Origin of the sequence: Sphingomicrobium sp. XHP0239, assembly GCF_039555325.1 — a bacterium.
Taxonomy (GTDB): Bacteria; Pseudomonadota; Alphaproteobacteria; order Sphingomonadales; family Sphingomonadaceae; genus Sphingomicrobium; species Sphingomicrobium maritimum.
The window spans coordinates 991,715-1,008,600 of sequence record NZ_CP154608.1 but is presented as its reverse complement, the minus strand read 5'-3'; the positions used below and the strand labels follow the sequence as shown (position 1 = coordinate 1,008,600).

The window sequence follows — 16,886 nt, the reverse complement described above, 5'->3', positions numbered from 1 at the left end:
GGTGCGACCTACGTGTTCTGGAGCGTGCGGGTCGGAGTTACACCGCCCAGCTCCGAGGGGCGCTCGGAGGCCTGTTCTTTCGCACGCTTGGGATAGGGTTTCGCCAGCGGTGCGATCCGCTCGGCGATCTCGGCGTCCAGCGCCATCAGGTATCGGTACTTGCCTTCGCCGACTACCTTCTCAGCCTTCGGATCGATGTTGGCGCGCAGCCATGCGACCTGTTGTTTCCAGCCGCGCGAATGGACCGTCTTGCAGTGAAGTACCTCCCCCTTCACGCGAAAGGCGTGGTCGCTTCCCGACCGGCCCGTGTAAATCCAGTTGCCTGCCTGGTATATCCCGCCGTGGTGCCCTTGCGCGGGATCGGCGAACGATATCAGCATGCGCAGTTTCGGCGATTGCTTCCTCAGCATCCGGATCGCGATCGAGACGTATTTCGACACGGGATAGGCATGGCCCGCCTTCAGCGCGACCCGCTGGAGTTCCGCAATCTCGTGTGATCGGGCAAGGCCGTATGCCTTCCCGTTCGTCGCGTTCGCAGCGCCGACCCCGAACAGGATCACGCCGATGAATTTGTCGTCCTCCCAGACGCCGATCTTCACGCCGCTATTGGGCATCTTGCCTGTGTAGTGCCAGGTCCGACACGCGTACTGCGCCGCCTCGCTGGTTGCCCAATCGAGCCGAAGCGTTGGCTTAGAACTCATGGCCGCACGCCGGACACATCTTCAGCGGTTTCTCGTCCAGCCGGGTCTGATCGCCCTCGTCGGCCGGCATGAACTGCACCTCGGCGGATAGGTCGGCGATCTCCGCATTCGAGAAGCCGATCAGCTTCATGTCGAAGTCGCTCACCTGAAGTTCGCTGACTTCGAGCGCTAGCATCTGTTCGTCCCAAGCCGCGTTCAACGCCAGCTTGTTGTCAGCCAGACCCAGTGCCTTCCGCTGCGCGTCGTCGAGGTGATCAATGACCAACACCGGCACTTCGTCGATGCCAAGCTTCAGCGCCGCCTGCATCCGGCCATGTCCGGCGATGATGTTGTTCTTCCCGTCGATCAGCAGCGGGTTCGTCCAGCCGAACTCGCGGATCGAGGCCGCCAACTGTGAGACCTGGGACGCGCTATGGGTGCGCGCGTTGCGCTCATACGGGATGAGGTCGGAAACGCGGCGGCTCTCGATCTGTGGAGACATCGAACCCCCTATCGCAATTACGCGACTGTGAAAATTACAGTACCCGCGCGGTGTCCGGCCCCTAAGCCCTTGAAGCGTCAGCCGCCCCCCGGCCTATGGGCCATCCGTCCTCGTCGGTGCCTACCGTCTGCCGGTGTCCGAACTGCTCGGCGGTTCGCTTCTGGTTGCAGTGGTCGCACAGGTTGCGGGTGTTCTCGTCCACATCCTCGCCGCCATGAGCGAGCGGAATGGTGTGGTCGACGATCGTTGCCACCGTGATCTTTCCCTTGGCCTTGCAGTCCTCACACAGTCCGTTGGTGCGGGCGAGGCGTCGGCGCCTCAGTGCCTGGCCCTTCCTGCCTCGGATGCGTTCGGCCATCGTGCCTCCCGTCCGGGCATGAAAAAGCCCGCTCGGTGGCGGGCTCTCTGGCATGACTTTATTAGCCTGCCTATCAACATCACTTGCCTTGAAGCATAATTCCACCCCGATTGCAAGCGAGGCGTATCCTGGTGCAGGAGACTGCTTAGTCGAACTAGGAGATGAGCGATGGATATTCGGGTAACGGTATCGAAGTCGAACGGGGAACAGGTTCAGCATGAGTGGCAAATCCACGGGAGCGGGGATCTGCACTTGGCGGTCGCCGAGGCGATGAAGCTGTTCCATCAGGCTTTCCCCAATTCTGAACCGTTCGACCATACCATCAGCATCGATCGGGCCTAGGGCGACCTATTACTGTCCACCGCGTCGGCCATCCTCACCAATCCCTGCCGTGCGAGACGGATCGTGGCGAGGTCGGCCGGTTGGGCCTGAATATCCCGCATGCCAGGAAAGGCCGTGCGCACCATGTGGGCCACGACAGCGCGCTGCACCCATCCGGCGATCTGGTCATTCCAATACGTGTCGATCGCCAGTTCGTGAACGGCCTCGCGCTCTGCTCGACGTTCTCGCAGCGCATCGTCCATCGCCTCGAACCTTCGTTGGTCCCGAGCCTTCCGCCGACGCGCGGCAGGGGTGGGGGCGCGGCTGCTGTCGACGCGCTCCAGTTGTGGCGTGGTCGGCGCAACGTCGTTGAGGCATTCGTGGTAAAGGCGGGCGTATTCCCGCGCCACCTGCACGAGCTGGTTGGGCTCCATGTCCTTTTCGTCGAGCGCACCGATCAGCATCAGTTGACCGACGCCATCGTGAGCTTCCTTTCCGCGACCGCCGTCGGCGAAGCACAGGGCGCTGAATAGCTGCTCGCGCTGGTGCGTTCGCTTGTTGCCGCGATCGCATCCCTTCTTCTCCTGTTTCTTTCGACCGTTCGGATAGCGCTCTGCCCCGAAATCGAAACGAGTATTTCTCCCCACTCTCGCCTCCCTAGCCTTGAGCGTTGTCGCCGTAAGGTTCCCACCCGCGCCGCAGCGCGACCGTCATGATGAAGCGCGCGATCCGTCCTGGCGTCATGCGCTTCCATCCTTTCGACCCGAGATGATGGATCCACCAAAGAAGCTCCTCTGGCGTCTTCAGCCGATCGTCCGGCACGAAGTACGCGTAGTTGCCCCAGTGCAGGTCCCATCCGCCGGCTTCGTTGTCGCGCTCAAATCCGGTCGGACTGTTGGGATCGGTCGGAGGAAGCGCCTCGCGACGCTCGTGATCGGCGATCAATTCACTGATCGAATAGGACCTAAGCAAGCCGTCTTCCGTCTCAATTTTCATATCTGCAGATCCTTCCCGTTCGGTGGTCGAGTTTCACGCGCTCGTTGACGTACTCGCCCGGCAGCCATTCCTTCTTCTTCACCATCGCCAGTTGAGCGTCGTTCCTGCTCTTGTCGTCGCGATGGTAGATCAGGCCGTAGTCCGCCTTGTTCGCCCAATGGGCGCTGTCTGAAACATCGTAGAGCGATGGCATGCCGCTGTTACCCTTCGCCGGCTTGGTCGGGTGCGCGACGACCCACACGGCTACGTTGTGGGCCTTGGCGAAGGCGCGAAGGCGCTTGATGGCGCGGCTGACGTATTCGGTCAGGCTTTCATCGCGCCGGCGCTTGTGGTCGAGCTCGTTCCACGGGTCGATTGCGATGAACTTCACGCTGTGCTGGAGGACCGTGTATTCGAGCTTCTCCAGCATCGTATCGACGTCGAACTCCAGATCCTCGTCGTTGTGGTTCGTCAGGATCGACAGCCGGTCGTGGATGGCGTCGAGCGTCGGGTAGAGGTTGGGGTGTCGTTCCAGTTCGTACCGGCTGCAGCCCAGCATCGCCTGCGCCAGCGTGTTCGCCATTGGCCAGGTTCGTCCTTCGGGCGCAAATATCGCGCACCGGACGCCGCGCGCCAGCAGGCTCGACATGACCGTGTAGAGGACCGTCGACTTCCCCATGTTGGCGTAGCCGGACAGGACCGTGAACGTCGTCGGGACGATCTCGATCGCGCCTTTGTCGTCCAGCACGTCGATGCCGGTCGGAAGACCGGTCACATTGTCCTGCTTGGGGAAATCATAGAGCCGATGGACCCCCGCGACCGGGCAGTCCTTCGCCTTGGCGAGACATTCGGCCACCGCATCGCGGCCGTCGATATTCAGAGCCTCGTTCAGATCCTTGCAGCCCGGCGGGTATTCGACGAATTTGCATCGCTCCGCGCCAAGATGCGCGATCAGATTATCGCGAAGCGCGCGGCCCTTCTCGTCGTCGTCGGTCGCGATGATGAACTGCTTCTGCTCGAGCAGCAGTTCGCGGCTGTTCCAAAGATAGTCGAGTTTGTCGTGCTCAGCGCCGCTCGCGCCGTTCGGGACGGAGACGGCGCGAAACCCCGCCTGAATTGCCGTCAGTGCGTCCCATTCCCCCTCGCAGACGACGAGCGGTGCCGACTGGTCGGTCTTCAGCGTGTCGTGATTCCACAGACAGAGAACCCCGCCCGCATCCATCCGGTGATCTTTTTTCGATGTCAGGCGATACTTGTGGTTCACCGTCTCGGCATGGCGAACGTAGGGAACGGCGATCCACGCCTTGCCCTCTCGCTTTGCCGTGAAAAGGCCCAGCTTCTCGGCCAGGTCCACGGAAATCCCGCGCGCTTCGAGCCATTCCCCGTGCTTCTCGTGGAGCTTCGCCGGTGCCGCCGGTGAACCCGCATCCGTTGTGGCAATAGAAGACGAAACCATCAGTGCTCTCCGATACGCTCAGGCATTTTTCGCGTTTGTTTTTTCGGTGATCGCTGCACATCGGGCAGCGGAATTTCCCGGCGCGCGTCGGGCGCCAACTCGTCTCGTCCTGCCAGCTCACAGCGGCACCAGCGGCGTCTTGGCCTTCGGCGGATCGTGGCGACGGAAATAGCCTTCGACGTAGGCGATCGGATCGACCGCATTCTCGAGCTGCGCGGCGTTGATCGCCGCCGTGGTCAATTCCTTGCCGTGATCACGCAGCCATTTGTTGACGAGCGCGCCGGGGTCCTTTGCATGGTCAGCGAGAAGGGCTTTGGCGGCATCCCAGAATTTCTTCTCGGCGGCCTGCCGCCCTGTTTCGTTAGAAACAGGAGTATCCCTCCTTCCTCCTCCATCCTTCATCTGGCGGGCTTTTTCGGAACCGGTTCGGGACTGGTTCCCCACCGCTTCCCCACCGTCGCGCTTTGAGCGGGCCTCAGTGTCGACCCACTTCCGAACCTCGTCGGTCTGTGGATGGATCGAGTTCGGCTTCTTCGGGCGTTGATACCGCTGGAAGTTCCGAACCGCTCCGTAAGCTTTTCCGTCCACTTCGTACTTCAGGACAAGGCGAGCGTCCTCAAGTTCGCCAAGCAGGGCTTCGGCGTCGACGTGGTCGGCGGGCAGCAACCGCATCTTCAGCTTCAGGGGCGCCCACTCGAACGAGCCTTGATCGTCACACTCGTTCCAAATGCCGATCGCGAGAAGTCGCGCCTCGACGGAAACCGAGACGAAACGCTCGTCAGTCCATAGGCCAGGGTGAACGGATCTGATGCGGCTCACGCTGCCTCCAGATGATTATGCTGGATGAGGATCGTCGCCTGATCGTCGTTGACGATCCCGGCGGTCCGCAAGTTCATGACGGTGGCCTTGCGTTCGGCTGGATCGTCGATCGCCTCGACGAACGCCTGAATACCCGCGAGGCCTACAGCCTTGAGGATGATGGGGGCCGCGATCCGGCCGATCGCGCGGGCCACGGTTAGGCGGCTTCGTCGGCGGCGGGTGCGAGACCGAGTGCCTCGTCGACCCAAAGGGTGGTCGACATCAGGATCCCACCCAGCCGGCGACACCTGATGTCACCACCTTCACAAAGACGATAAACCGCGCGGATGCTCAGCTTGCCGTCCCCTTCGATCCGCGAATTGGCGTATCCCATAATGGCTGCGGCGCCACGCAGCGCCCGGGGTTCCGCTTCATTTTCCATTCTTCCGATCCTTGCCGCTTTCTGTTGCAAAAACTCAATTTGCACTTTAACGCGTATGGTACGTAACGGGAAAGCGCAACATTAAAATGCAAATTGAGGCCCTATCCGAATTATTCGCGTCAGCGCCGAGGTTCACCTTCAGTCGAATCGAGAACGCAATCGCGGCGGTGAATGGCATCGGTGGTGATCACCGGACTGCATTCAGGGCGCGCCTGAAGAATTTGGAGCGGGTGAAAAATTTCGAGAACTTCTCGTTCCCGAAGGTCGGCCAGGGGGGCGGGCGAGTGCCAGCCTACGGCTACCGCGAACTTATCCTCTACACTTTGATGTTCGAGTTCACGCAGATGGGCCTTGATCCGCAACGAGCGCTTGAGGTCTCGGAGCGAGAATATTTCGGGATTTTTGCTGGCGTTGCCGCAGCGTCCGATCAGGTCATCCAGATCGACGAAGCGCATGGGGCCGACATCGATGAGGACTACGATGTCTACTTCGGGTTTGATCCATCAGGTAGAACACCGTTTCGGTTCAGTGATTCGAGCCTCGATCCGAACGATCCGCTAGGCCCAGAAAGCGGACCGAGTTTTCAAGCTTTCAGTTCACCAACACCGCTTCTTTCGAGGACCATCGAAGAACTCACGAGGCGACGAGGATCACGAGTTTCATTAGTCAACTTGTCTACCGTCCTCAATCGACTGGCGAACTATCTCGCTGGTCAGAACAAACTGGAAACCCTGAAGGAGATGCGACGCTCCGCCTACGAGGTCTATTCTCAAGGCTGGACGGTCGCCAACAATCTGTTCCGCGCCACGGGCGCTGACATCATCTGGAATTGGGACGAAAGTCTCAGGGATGGCGAGGGGCACGATCTGGACGACCATCTACGCTGGCCTTTCATCGAAGTGTCGAAAAGCGGCTCATGGAAGTCATTCAGGGTTTCCTTACCTGGCCAGGATGAGTTCGAGATACTGGACCTGCGCGGCATAGAAGCTGCAGACGTGAGTGAGATTTTTAAGGTCGTCGAAGACACCGCAGAGAGCCTCCCGAAAAACAATTGTATCCTCATCACGCAGGACACAGCCCAGTCCCTCAAATCATCCAAACTTGCGGAGGCTCGATCGCTTGAGAAAGCGCTGTATTTTGAGCGCAAGCTGCTTCTGAACCCGACGGCAGCCGATACGATCTTGTTCGCGTCCGTCCGTCGACACCTCATCGCCAGCGGGGAGCCCGACCCATGTCGACAATAGCGAAACGCGAATGGACTACCGCCTGTGGCGAGAAAAAGACCGCCTGGCGCCTTCGATATGTCGATGCTGGCGGCACACCGCGCCAGAAGACATTCGCGAAGAAGGGCGATGCCAGCGCGTACCGCGACCAGCTGGGCTATGAGCTCCGGCAGGGCATTCATACGCCCGACAGTGCCAGCACGACGGTTGCGGTGGCCGGCGCGCTCTGGCTGGATGGGCGGAAGCTGCGCGGCCTCGAGCGCAGTACCACGAAATCCTATGACGAGATCCTGCGCTTGCACATCGAACCGCTGATAGGCGAGGAGAAGCTGTCCCGCCTCACGAAGCCGCGCGTCCGGCTGTATGTCGATGCGCTGCTCGGTTCGCGGTCACGGGCGATGGCAGCGAAGGCGCTGCGCCAGCTCGTCGCGATCATCAACGATGCGCAGGAGAGGGGCCTCGTTGCGCAGAACGTCGCCAAGGACGTGACGATCGAGCGCGCCCCGCGCGGCAAGAGCAAGGTCGTGGTGCCGACGAAGCCGAACCTCAAGGCGATGATCGCCGAGGCTGCGGAGAATCATGCCGACTATCACCCGATGCTCCTGACCGCGATATTCACTGGCATGAGGTCGTCCGAACTTCGCGGCTTCCCCCGGTCGGGCCTCGACCTGAAGGCCGCAACCTGCACCGTGACGCAGCGCGCCGACCAGTGGGGCGTGATCGGCGCCCCGAAGTCGAAGGCAGGCTACCGCACGATCCCGATCCCGCCGATGCTGGTGAAGGCGCTGCGCGAATGGATGCTCCGATCGCCGCCGTCCGACCTGCTATTCCCGAACAGCGACGGCGGGGTGCGCCTGCACTCGAACATGCTCAACCGCGAATACTGGCCGCTCCAGGTCGACGCCGGAGTGGTGAAGGGCGACGGCAAGGCGCTGCATACTTTTCACGAACTGCGCCATGCGGCGGCGTCAGCGTGGATCACCCAGAAGGTCGACCTGAAGCGCCTGACGACGTGGTTGGGGCATAGCAGCATCCAGACCACGCTCGATGTCTATGGTCACCTCATCAAGGATGACGAGAAGGACGCCGCGATCGCTGCGGCTGCCGAGAGGGAGCTTTTGGGATGATCGAACCAGAATTTATCGTCCAGCACTGTTCGATCGCGATGGACCGCATCGTTGCGATCGATATGCCAATCGACATCTTTTACGACATCCTCGTGCCTCGATACTCATGGACTAAAGAGCCAGAGGGAGCTAGGATGATTGACCAGCCACATCTGCGCCACTTGAAATCGTATCGTGAGCTCCACGGACCATCCCCTGCGGGGTTCGGTCCAGATGGAGAAGTTCGAGTGCGATACTCGGACTGGGATGCGCATGAGCGGATCGAGGCAGGCGAGAAAATCGTCGGCCCGCAGTAATCTCTCCCTAGAACGGGCACACAGCGGGCATGGACGCCGAAAAGCGCGGTTTTCCGCGCCGATGAAGCGGAATCATAATCCGCGTGTCGGGGGTTCGAGTCCCTCCTCCGCTACCATTCCCTTCGATAATTCGACCCTACCGTTCCTGTTCGTCGCCGTCCTTCACGAAGCGACGTTTCCAAGGAAGGACGCCCTCGATCTCGGTTTCGAGACTGAAGGACAGGAAGGTCCGGATGACGACGACAAGGCCGAGTAGCCCGACCGATTCCCATGTCAGTTCGGACGTAATCGTGAAGATGATGTCGGCCGCCACCAGCAGCTCCAGTCCGAGCAGGATCCCGCGTCCGAGGTTGGAGCGATAATTCTCGAATGCGCGCAGGCGGTTGTCGGTGCGCGCTACCCGGAGAAGGAAGACGACCGTGGCATAGAGGATGCCGAGGCAGATCACCACGACGCCCATGAGCTCGATGCCCCGGGCAATTTGCTGCAGGAAGTCGTGCATTCGCGGCCCCTTGTCGCTGTGCCGGTGTCGACGATGGCGCCGGCGCGGCAGCGGCGCAACCTTTGCGATCAATGACCCGGAAAGACAAAACGCCCGGGCAGTGGAGGTGCCCGGGCGTCCTTGCGTGACGATTGCTCGTCAGCCCCCTTTGGGTCCGGGCGAAGAGCGAGTTCGCGTGCCGGACACCCTTTTGGCTAGGACGATCGCGACCTTTTTGTCACCCCCGAAAGGGCCGACATCGGTGCTTTCGGGTCACCTGTGTCCGAGAGGCCACGCATTGGCCGTGCGAGCGATTGTGTTCATCGCCTCGCGCCTCTAGAGCAGGCGCGTCCCATTCCCAGTCGAAAGTCCTCGCGCCGTGCGCCTGTCCCGTTCCTTCCTGCCCGTCCTGAAAGAAAGCCCTTCCAGCGCCGAAATCGTCAGCCACAAGCTGATGCTGCAGGCGGGTCTGATCCGCCAGACCTCGAGCGGCATCTATGCCTGGCTGCCGCTGGGCCTGCGCGTGCTGCGGAAGATCGAGGCCCTCGTGCGCGAGGAGCAGGACCGCATCGGGCAGGAAATGCTGATGCCGACGATCCAGCCCGCCGACATGTGGCGCGAGAGCGGACGTTACGATGCCTATGGCCCCGAGATGCTGCGCATCACCGACCGGCATGACCGCGAAATGCTCTATGGCCCGACGAACGAGGAGATGCTGACGATCATCTTCCGCGATTATGCCAAGAGCTACCGCGACCTTCCCGCAATGCTTTACCACATCCAGTGGAAGTTCCGCGACGAGGTGCGCCCCCGCTTCGGTGTGATGCGCGGGCGCGAGTTCCTGATGAAGGACGCCTACAGCTTCGATCTCGACGAGGCAGCGGGCCGCAAGAGCTATCTCCGGCAGCTGATCGCCTACACGCGCACGTTCGATCGCATGGGCTTGAAGGCCATTCCGATGCGCGCCGACACCGGACCCATCGGCGGCAAGTTGAGCCACGAGTTCATCGTCCTCGCCGATACGGGCGAGAGCGAGGTCTTCTACCATAAGGTCTGGGACGACCAGCCGCTGATCGACGCGACGGATTTCGATACCAACGACGGCGCCGCGCTCGACGAATTCTACGCCCGGATGATCGAACATCCCGATCGCTATGCCGCGACCGACGAGATGCGAGATGAAGCTCGCGAGGCCGAGCATGGCGACGCGATCAAGGCCAGCCGCGGAATCGAGGTCGGCCATATCTTCTTCTTCGGCGACAAATATTCCAGCGCGCTGGACCTCAAGGTCTCGGGCCCAGATGGCAACATGGTCAACCCGTTGATGGGTAGCTACGGGGTGGGCGTGTCGCGCCTCGTCGGTGCGATCATCGAGGCGAGCCACGATGACGACGGAATCGTCTGGCCCGAAGCGGTCGCACCGTGGCGGGTCGGCCTCGTCACCATGCGCGCGGACGATGAGGCGACCATGACGGCGGCGGACGATCTGTACGCGCGATTGTCCGACGCAGGGGTCGAGACGCTCTACGACGACCGCGACGAGCGGGGCGGAGTGAAGCTGGGCGGCATGGACCTCATGGGGCTGCCCTGGCAGATCATCGTCGGTCCGCGCGGACTGAAGGACGGCGTGGTAGAACTGAAAAATCGACGAACGGGGGAGCGCGAGAACTTGTCCCCCGAAGCGGTCGTGGCCAAGTTGACGGCATGACCTATTCTTGTTCCCCGGCACGGGCCGGGGTCCAGCATCGTGCGGCCCTGTTGCGGGCCAGCGCCGGAACATCGTCAGCATGATCCTCTCCGCCCACGAACGGATGATCGCGCGCCGTTACCTCCTGCCCCACAAGGGCGAGGGGTTCATTTTCGTGGTCGCTGGCTTTTCGGTCGTCGCGGTGGCGCTCGGCGTCTTCGCGCTCATCAGCGTGATGAGCGTGATGAACGGCTTTCGCGCCGACCTGTTCGACCGGATCGTCGGATTGAACGGCCATGCGGTCGTGCAGGGGTTCGACGGCCAGCTGTCCAACTGGGAGGAAATCTCCGACGCCGCGGTCCGCCTCCCCGGCGTGGTCGAGGCGACGCCGCTGATCGAGCAACCGCTGATGGCGTCCGCCAACGGACGGGTCGAGGGCGTCTTGCTGCGCGGTAACCGTATCGAGGACATTCGAACGAACGCGCTGATCGCGGAGAACGTCACGTCGGGCAATCTGCTCGAAGTCGCGCCGGGATCGGACAATATCGCGATTGGCAGTCGGCTTGCCGCCGCGCTCGGCGCCTATCCGGGCGCGGAAATCCAGCTGATCAGTCCCGAGGGACGGTCGACACCCGTCGGCACGCTGCCGCGCATCGTCTCCTATCGCGTTGCCGCCATCTTCGAAGTCGGGGTGTACGATTTCGACGCCCGCTACGTCATGATGCCGATGGAGGATGCGCAGACGCTCCTGATGCTCGGCGACAATGTCGGGATGGTCGAGATCGAAGTGGAAAATCCCGACCGGGTCCGCGAAGTGCTCGTCCCGCTTCTTCCGACCATCCAGGGAAGCGGCGTGCTCGTCGACTGGCGCCAGATGAACAGCGCACTGTTCGAGGCGCTGGAAGTCGAGCGTGTCGTCATGTTCGTGGTCGTGTCGATCATCATCCTCGTCGCCGCATTCAACATCGCATCCAGCCTCATCATGCTCGTCCGCGCCAAGCGGCGGGACATCGCGATCCTCCGCACGATGGGGGCGAGCCGGAACGGCATGACGAAGATCTTCATGACCGTGGGGCTGACGATCGGCCTGGTCGGGATCCTGCTCGGAATCATTCTCGCCACGTTGTTCCTCATGTTCCGCCAGCAGGTCGTGAACGGCATCCAGTTCCTGACCGGGCAGGAATTGTGGGACCCCAGCGTTCGCTTTCTGTCCGAACTGCCGGCCAAGACCGATCCGTTCGAGGTCGCCGCGATCGTCGTCACGACGCTGGTCCTGATCTTCCTCGCGACGCTCTTCCCGGCGAAGAAGGCCGCGCAGACCGATCCTGTCGAGGTGCTTCGCTATGAATGAGGCCGTCGTCCAGACCCGCGATCTTCGGCGCAGTTTCACGCAGGGCCATGTCACCATCGATGTCCTGCGCGGGGTTGACCTCTCGATCCAGCCGGGCGAGATCGTCGGGCTGCTGGGCCCTTCCGGTTCGGGCAAGTCGACCCTCCTCCAGGCGGTCGGCCTCTTGGAAGGCGGGTTCGACGGGTCGATCCGCATCAACGGGATCGAGGCGAGCCGTCTGAACGCCGAAGAGCGGACCGAGCTACGGCGGGACGCGCTGGGGTTCGTGTACCAGTTCCACCATCTGCTGCCCGATTTCGACGCGCTCGAGAACGTCGTCCTGCCCCAGCTCATTCACGGCATGGACCGCGAAGGCGCCGACTTTCGCGCGAGGGATCTGCTGACGCGGCTCGGGCTCGAAGAGCGGCTCGATCATCGTCCGTCGAAGCTGTCGGGCGGGGAGCAGCAGCGCGTTGCCGTCGCGCGCGCATTGGCCAATCGGCCGCCGATCGTCCTGGCGGACGAACCCACGGGCAATCTGGACGAGGCGACGAGCGAACGGGTGTTCGCGGCCTTCCTGGAACTGGTGCGAACCGAGGGCTCAGCAGCGCTGGTGGCGACCCACAACGAAGCGCTGGCGGCGCAGATGGACCGTGTCGTGCGGTTGCACGACGGCAAGCTGGGGCCGGGCATCAGCTTCGCCTAACATTCGAAAATCTGTGGATAAGTCGGTTGGCGCGCGCCCTCGCAGCCGCCATATTGCCGCCATGACCTACGTCCCGCTGCGCATCTTCTCGAGCTTTACCATGCTCGAGGGCGCGATCGAGCCCAAGGCGATCGCCGCGCGCGCGAAGGAACTGGGCTTTCCTGCCGCAGGGCTTTGCGACCGAAACGGTCTTTACGCCGCGATGGGTTTTTCCAAGGCGGCGTTCGCGGACGGGGTGCAGCCCGTCATCGGGACGCTGCTCGCGGTCAAGCGGCCCGCCGATTGCGGTGACGGCAAGGCGATCGACTGGCTCCCGCTCTACGCGCAGGACGAGACAGGATACGACAATCTGTGTCGCCTCGTGTCCGCGGCCCATCTGGACCGGCCGGTCGAGGAAGATGCCCACGTCACGTTCGACCAGCTGGCGGGGCGTACCGACGGCCTGATCGCTTTGTCGGGAGGGGGCGAGGGGGGCATCGCGCGCCTGTACGCCGACGGGCAGGACGACAAGGCGGAAGCGCTCGCAACGCGTCTCTCCCTCCTGTTTCCGGACCGGCTCTACATCGAACTGTCCCGGCGCGGGCATCCCGTCGAGAATGCAGCGGAGAAGCGCCTGATCGCGCTGGCCGACGCACGAGGCTATCCTATCGTCGCGACAAACCCAGCGCATTATTCGACACCCGATTTCCATGCCGCGCACGATGCGATGCTCTGCATCGCCAGTTCGAGCCAGGTCGATAATCCCGACCGCGTTACCAGTTCGCCCGAGGCATGGTTGAAGGACGCCGGACAGATCGAGATGCTGTTTTCGGATCTTCCCGATGCGGTTGCCAATTCGGGTGCCATCGCGCGGCGATGCGCGGTCGCGGCACCCGACCGTCGCCCGATCCTGCCGACCATGTCGGACGACGAGGACGAGGCGCTGCGCCGCGCCGCGCACGCGGGACTCGAAAAGCGCCTCGCCGACAAGGCGGACGATGACAAGGCACCCTATCGCGAACGGCTCGATTACGAGCTCGAGATCATCGCGAACATGGGGTTCTCCGGCTACTTCCTGATCGTCGCCGACTTCATTCAATGGGCCAAGGACGAGGACATCCCCGTCGGTCCCGGTCGTGGTTCGGGCGCGGGGAGCGCGGTGGCATGGGCACTGACCATCACCGATCTCGACCCGCTCGAACTCGACCTGCTGTTCGAACGCTTTCTCAATCCCGAGCGTGTGTCGATGCCCGACTTCGACATCGATTTCTGCGAAACGAAGCGGGACCGCGTGATCCGCTACGTCCAGGAGAAATACGGGCGCGACAAGGTGGCGCAGATCATCACGTTCGGGCGGCTGAAGGCACGCGCGGTGCTCAAGGATACGGGCCGCGTCCTCCAGATGAGCTACGGCCATGTCGATCGTCTCGCCAAGCTGGTGCCCAACCATCCGACCGATCCGTGGGACCTCAAACGCGCGCTCAACGGCGTCAGCGAACTGGCGGCGGAAGTGAAATCCGACAGCGACGTGAAGCGACTGTTCGACCTCGCCACCAAACTCGAAGGGCTTCCGCGCCACTCCTCGACCCATGCGGCGGGGGTGGTGATCGGGGATCGTCCGCTGGATCGGCTCGTCCCGCTCTATCGCGACCCGCGATCGGACATGCCGGTGACGCAGTTCGACATGAAGCATGTCGAGCAGGCGGGCCTGGTGAAGTTCGACTTTCTCGGGCTGAAGACGCTGTCGGTGCTGAAGGAAGGCGCGCGGCTGTGCGCCAAGAAAGGCGTGACGGTCGATTACGCCAGCCTCGAGTGGGACGACCCCCAAGTCTACAAGCTCTTGCAGCGCGGCGACACGGTCGGGGTCTTCCAGTTGGAATCGGAAGGGATGCGCCGAACGCTGGCGGCCGTTCGCCCGACCAATTTCGGCGATATCATCGCGCTCGTCTCGCTCTATCGCCCCGGCCCGATGGACAACATCCCGCTGTTCGGGGACCGCAAGAACGGGCGCAAGGAGATCGCCTATCCCCACCCGAAACTGGAGGACGTTCTCAAGGAGACCTACGGCATCTTCGTCTACCAGGAACAGGTGATGAAGGCCGCGCAGGTGCTGGCGGGCTACAGTCTGGGCGAAGCCGACCTGCTCCGCCGCGCGATGGGCAAGAAGATTCAGGCGGAGATGGACAAGCAGCGCAAGCGGTTCGTCGAAGGCGCGGCCGCAAACGACATTGCGCCGGCCAAGGCCAACGAACTGTTCGACCTGATCGACAAGTTCGCGGGCTACGGCTTCAACAAGTCGCACGCCGCGGCCTATGCGCTCGTCGCCTATCACACCGCGTGGCTGAAAGTGCATCATCCGGCCGAATTCTATGCCGCATCGATGACCTACGACAGCAATCTGACCGACAAGCTCGCTCTGTTCGTCGACGATGCGAAACGCTCCGGGATCGAGGTGCTGGCGCCTACCATCAACGAGGCGATGGCCGAATTCGACGTGCAGGAAGGTCCGGACGGTGAACTGGCGGTCCGTTACGCCCTCGGCGCGCTCAAGGGCGTGGGGGAAAAGGCGATGGAGCAGCTGACGCAGGAGCGCGAGGCCAACGGGAAATTCGCCAGCCTCGAGGATTTTGCAGGCCGCATCGACCCGCGGCTACTCAACAGGCGGCAGCTCGAAGCGCTTGCTGGGGCGGGGTCTTTCGACGCGCTCGAAGATGATCGGGCGGCGGTGCATGCGGGCGCGGAAACGATCCTGCGCCACGCCCAGTCAGCGGCGTCCGACCGGATGAGCGGGCAGGCAGCCCTGTTCAGCGGCGAGGGGGAAGCCGAAATGGCGGCCATCCGCCTGCCGCAGGCGAGCTGGAACCGTGCCGAACGGATGACGGCGGAGCGCGACGCCTTCGGTTTCTATTTCTCTTCGCACCCGGTCGAAGCGGACGCACACCTCATCGCGGCGCATCAGGTGCGACGCCATTCGGACCTCGGCGAGCTCAACGTCCAGCCGGGATCGCGGGCGGCAGCGAAGATGGCAGCGCTGGTCGAGGAAGCCCGTTGGCGCACTTCGGCGCGGGGCAATCGCTACATGATGGCGACGCTGTCCGACCCGTCGGGCCAGTTCAGCGCGATGTGCTTCGACGAGACTGCGTCGGAAGCGATCGAGGCGGCTGCCAAGTCGGGCGAAGCGGGCCTCATTTCGGCGGAACTGGATCGACGCGAGGGCGAGGAAGAGGTGCGCGTCACGGTCCGAGGTTTCACGCCCTTTTCCGCCTTGGCGAGCAATCAGCGGCTTCGGCTCGACGTGACGATCACAGATCGGGCGGCGCTGTCGGTTCTCGTCGAAGAGCTGTCGAACGGGGGGCGGGGAGCGGTTCATGCGACCGTGCCGGTGGGTGACGGGCGCCAGGCCGAACTGTTCCTCGGACGCGACTTCGCGCTCGACACCGATCTCGTCGATCGGCTCGAGCGGATGCTGGGCGAAAGCAATGTCGCGCTGTCGAGCGACGAGCCGCAGCGACCGCAGCTCGTCTACTCGGCGGCTGGTTAGACTTCCGGAACGCTGTCGGGCGTCAGCGGGGGCGTTTCCTGCGGGGTTTCGATCGGCGGGGTCTCGCTCGGGCTCGGGTCGACCGGATCGGGCTGCGGTTCGACGGGAGGGGGCGTCTCCGCGGGTGCCGGATCCTGGTCCGGACCGGGGGTCGCCGGCTGCGGGCGCGGCGCCGGATCGGGCTGCGGCTGTTCGGGGGTGTCGTTGTCCATCGTCGATTCTCCTTCGGGATAGACACACGCATCGAGGCCGTCGCGTTCCACGGTGCCGATGCGGGATGCGATGGTCGCCCCGTAGCGTGCGGTGAAACCGCTCGGATTGCGACCCGGGCGCTCCTTGGGAAGCGGGAGCACCGCGGCGATCGCCGCGGCCTCGCGCGCCGAAAGACTGGACGCATCCTTGTCGAAATAGCGCCTCGCGCCTTCGGTCACGCCGTAGGTGCCGATCCCGGTTTCGGCGACGTTGAGATAGACCTCCATGATCCGCCGCTTTCCCCACAGCCTTTCGATCAGGAAGGTGAAATAGGCTTCGACGCCTTTGCGGACATAGCCGCCGCCTTGCCACAGAAAGACGTTCTTGGCCGTCTGCTGACTGATCGTCGAGCCGCCGCGAAGCGTGCCGCCTTCCGCGTTGCGGCGGCGAGCTTCCTCGATGGCTTCCCAGTCAAAGCCCTTATGAGCGCAGAACTTGCCGTCTTCGGCGGCGATGGCGGCGCGAACCATGTCGCGGTCGATCCGCTCGAGCGGTTCCCAGTCCTTGCGGAGGTCATTGTCGTCGATCAGCATCGTTGCGGTGATGGGGACCGGCACGAAGCGGTAGAGGCCGACCCAGACGATGCTGGCGAGGAACAGCAGGAGGGCGAACCACAGGAGCCAGATGAAGAGGCGGGCGGCGGGGCGACGCTTGGTAGACATGCGCTCCGCGGTAACCCGACGCTAAACTGAACGCCAGCCTACAGTATCGTTGGGTTGCCGACAAAACGGG

At 62.9% G+C, this 16,886-nt stretch carries 18 protein-coding genes and 1 pseudogene; 8 read left to right on the top strand and 11 right to left on the bottom strand.

Features of this window, described 5'->3' with window-relative positions:
- Positions 1–8: 8 nt before the first annotated feature.
- From WJT74_RS05105 to WJT74_RS05095, 3 genes are all read right to left on the bottom strand, one after another.
- Positions 9–701, bottom strand: coding sequence for a hypothetical protein (locus WJT74_RS05105; protein ID WP_343347626.1), 693 nt, complete (start codon positions 699–701; stop codon positions 9–11).
- The gene (locus tag WJT74_RS05100) at positions 691–1,182 is read right to left on the bottom strand and encodes a ParB/Srx family N-terminal domain-containing protein (protein WP_343347624.1); all 492 of its coding nucleotides are present in this window, start codon (positions 1,180–1,182) and stop codon (positions 691–693) included. Before WJT74_RS05100 ends, WJT74_RS05105 begins: the two co-directional genes overlap by 11 nt.
- 61 nt (positions 1,183–1,243) lie before the next feature.
- On the bottom strand, positions 1,244–1,540 hold the full coding sequence (locus WJT74_RS05095) for an HNH endonuclease signature motif containing protein (RefSeq protein WP_343347622.1): 297 nt from the start codon (positions 1,538–1,540) through the stop codon (positions 1,244–1,246).
- 168 nt (positions 1,541–1,708) lie between these two features.
- On the opposite strand from WJT74_RS05095, the gene WJT74_RS05090 reads away from it, so the two are divergent.
- Positions 1,709–1,882 (top strand): hypothetical protein, encoded by a 174-nt coding sequence (locus WJT74_RS05090; RefSeq protein ID WP_343347620.1) that lies wholly within the window; start codon positions 1,709–1,711, stop codon positions 1,880–1,882.
- Here the strand turns inward: WJT74_RS05090 and WJT74_RS05085 are convergent.
- The 6 genes from WJT74_RS05085 to WJT74_RS05060 all read right to left on the bottom strand — a co-directional run bounded on the left by WJT74_RS05085 (position 1,879) and on the right by WJT74_RS05060 (position 5,532).
- A complete protein-coding gene (locus tag WJT74_RS05085) occupies positions 1,879–2,508 on the bottom strand; it encodes a hypothetical protein (protein WP_343347617.1) in 630 nt (209 codons plus the stop codon). The genes WJT74_RS05090 and WJT74_RS05085 overlap by 4 nt on opposite strands.
- A gap of 10 nt (positions 2,509–2,518) precedes the next feature.
- Complete coding sequence (locus tag WJT74_RS05080; protein ID WP_343347615.1) at positions 2,519–2,857, bottom strand: hypothetical protein; 339 nt, start codon at positions 2,855–2,857, stop codon at positions 2,519–2,521.
- The gene (locus WJT74_RS05075; protein WP_343347613.1) at positions 2,847–4,292 is read right to left on the bottom strand and encodes a toprim domain-containing protein; all 1,446 of its coding nucleotides are present in this window, start codon (positions 4,290–4,292) and stop codon (positions 2,847–2,849) included. Before WJT74_RS05075 ends, WJT74_RS05080 begins: the two co-directional genes overlap by 11 nt.
- A 117-nt stretch (positions 4,293–4,409) precedes the next feature.
- Complete coding sequence (locus tag WJT74_RS05070; RefSeq protein WP_343347610.1) at positions 4,410–5,111, bottom strand: hypothetical protein; 702 nt, start codon at positions 5,109–5,111, stop codon at positions 4,410–4,412.
- Positions 5,108–5,305 (bottom strand): hypothetical protein, encoded by a 198-nt coding sequence (locus tag WJT74_RS05065; RefSeq protein ID WP_343347607.1) that lies wholly within the window; start codon positions 5,303–5,305, stop codon positions 5,108–5,110. Before WJT74_RS05065 ends, WJT74_RS05070 begins: the two co-directional genes overlap by 4 nt.
- 2 nt (positions 5,306–5,307) lie before the next feature.
- Complete coding sequence (locus WJT74_RS05060) at positions 5,308–5,532, bottom strand: hypothetical protein (RefSeq protein WP_343347604.1); 225 nt, start codon at positions 5,530–5,532, stop codon at positions 5,308–5,310.
- A gap of 86 nt (positions 5,533–5,618) precedes the next feature.
- Here WJT74_RS05060 and WJT74_RS05055 point away from each other — a divergent pair, with 86 nt between their 5' ends.
- From WJT74_RS05055 to WJT74_RS05045, 3 genes are read left to right on the top strand one after another with little or no spacing between them, the layout of a single operon-like run.
- Positions 5,619–6,776 carry a hypothetical protein gene (locus WJT74_RS05055; RefSeq protein WP_343347602.1) on the top strand — a complete coding sequence of 386 codons (1,158 nt, stop codon included), beginning with the start codon at positions 5,619–5,621 and terminating at the stop codon, positions 6,774–6,776.
- Positions 6,764–7,882, top strand: coding sequence for a tyrosine-type recombinase/integrase (locus WJT74_RS05050; RefSeq protein ID WP_343347599.1), 1,119 nt, complete (start codon positions 6,764–6,766; stop codon positions 7,880–7,882). The genes WJT74_RS05055 and WJT74_RS05050 overlap by 13 nt, the downstream gene beginning before the upstream one ends.
- A complete protein-coding gene (locus tag WJT74_RS05045) occupies positions 7,879–8,178 on the top strand; it encodes a hypothetical protein (protein WP_343347597.1) in 300 nt (99 codons plus the stop codon). Before WJT74_RS05050 ends, WJT74_RS05045 begins: the two co-directional genes overlap by 4 nt.
- 136 nt (positions 8,179–8,314) lie before the next feature.
- On the opposite strand, the gene WJT74_RS05040 is transcribed toward WJT74_RS05045, so the two are convergent.
- Positions 8,315–8,680 (bottom strand): DUF1622 domain-containing protein, encoded by a 366-nt coding sequence (locus WJT74_RS05040; protein WP_343347594.1) that lies wholly within the window; start codon positions 8,678–8,680, stop codon positions 8,315–8,317.
- Positions 8,681–9,038: 358 nt separating this feature from the next.
- On the opposite strand from WJT74_RS05040, the gene proS reads away from it, so the two are divergent.
- From proS to dnaE, 4 genes are all read left to right on the top strand, one after another.
- Positions 9,039–10,367 carry a proline--tRNA ligase gene (gene proS, locus WJT74_RS05035; protein WP_343347592.1) on the top strand — a complete coding sequence of 443 codons (1,329 nt, stop codon included), beginning with the start codon at positions 9,039–9,041 and terminating at the stop codon, positions 10,365–10,367.
- A 79-nt stretch (positions 10,368–10,446) separates the two neighbouring features.
- The gene (locus tag WJT74_RS05030) at positions 10,447–11,697 is read left to right on the top strand and encodes a lipoprotein-releasing ABC transporter permease subunit (RefSeq protein WP_343347591.1); all 1,251 of its coding nucleotides are present in this window, start codon (positions 10,447–10,449) and stop codon (positions 11,695–11,697) included.
- The gene (locus WJT74_RS05025) at positions 11,690–12,382 is read left to right on the top strand and encodes an ABC transporter ATP-binding protein (RefSeq protein WP_343347588.1); all 693 of its coding nucleotides are present in this window, start codon (positions 11,690–11,692) and stop codon (positions 12,380–12,382) included. The genes WJT74_RS05030 and WJT74_RS05025 overlap by 8 nt, the downstream gene beginning before the upstream one ends.
- A gap of 61 nt (positions 12,383–12,443) precedes the next feature.
- The gene (dnaE, locus tag WJT74_RS05020; RefSeq protein ID WP_343347586.1) at positions 12,444–15,902 is read left to right on the top strand and encodes a DNA polymerase III subunit alpha; all 3,459 of its coding nucleotides are present in this window, start codon (positions 12,444–12,446) and stop codon (positions 15,900–15,902) included.
- Positions 15,903–16,132: 230 nt separating this feature from the next.
- Here dnaE and mtgA read toward each other — a convergent pair.
- A pseudogene (gene mtgA, locus WJT74_RS05015) lies at positions 16,133–16,816 on the bottom strand (monofunctional biosynthetic peptidoglycan transglycosylase); the annotation flags it as partial.
- Positions 16,817–16,886 lie beyond the last annotated feature (70 nt).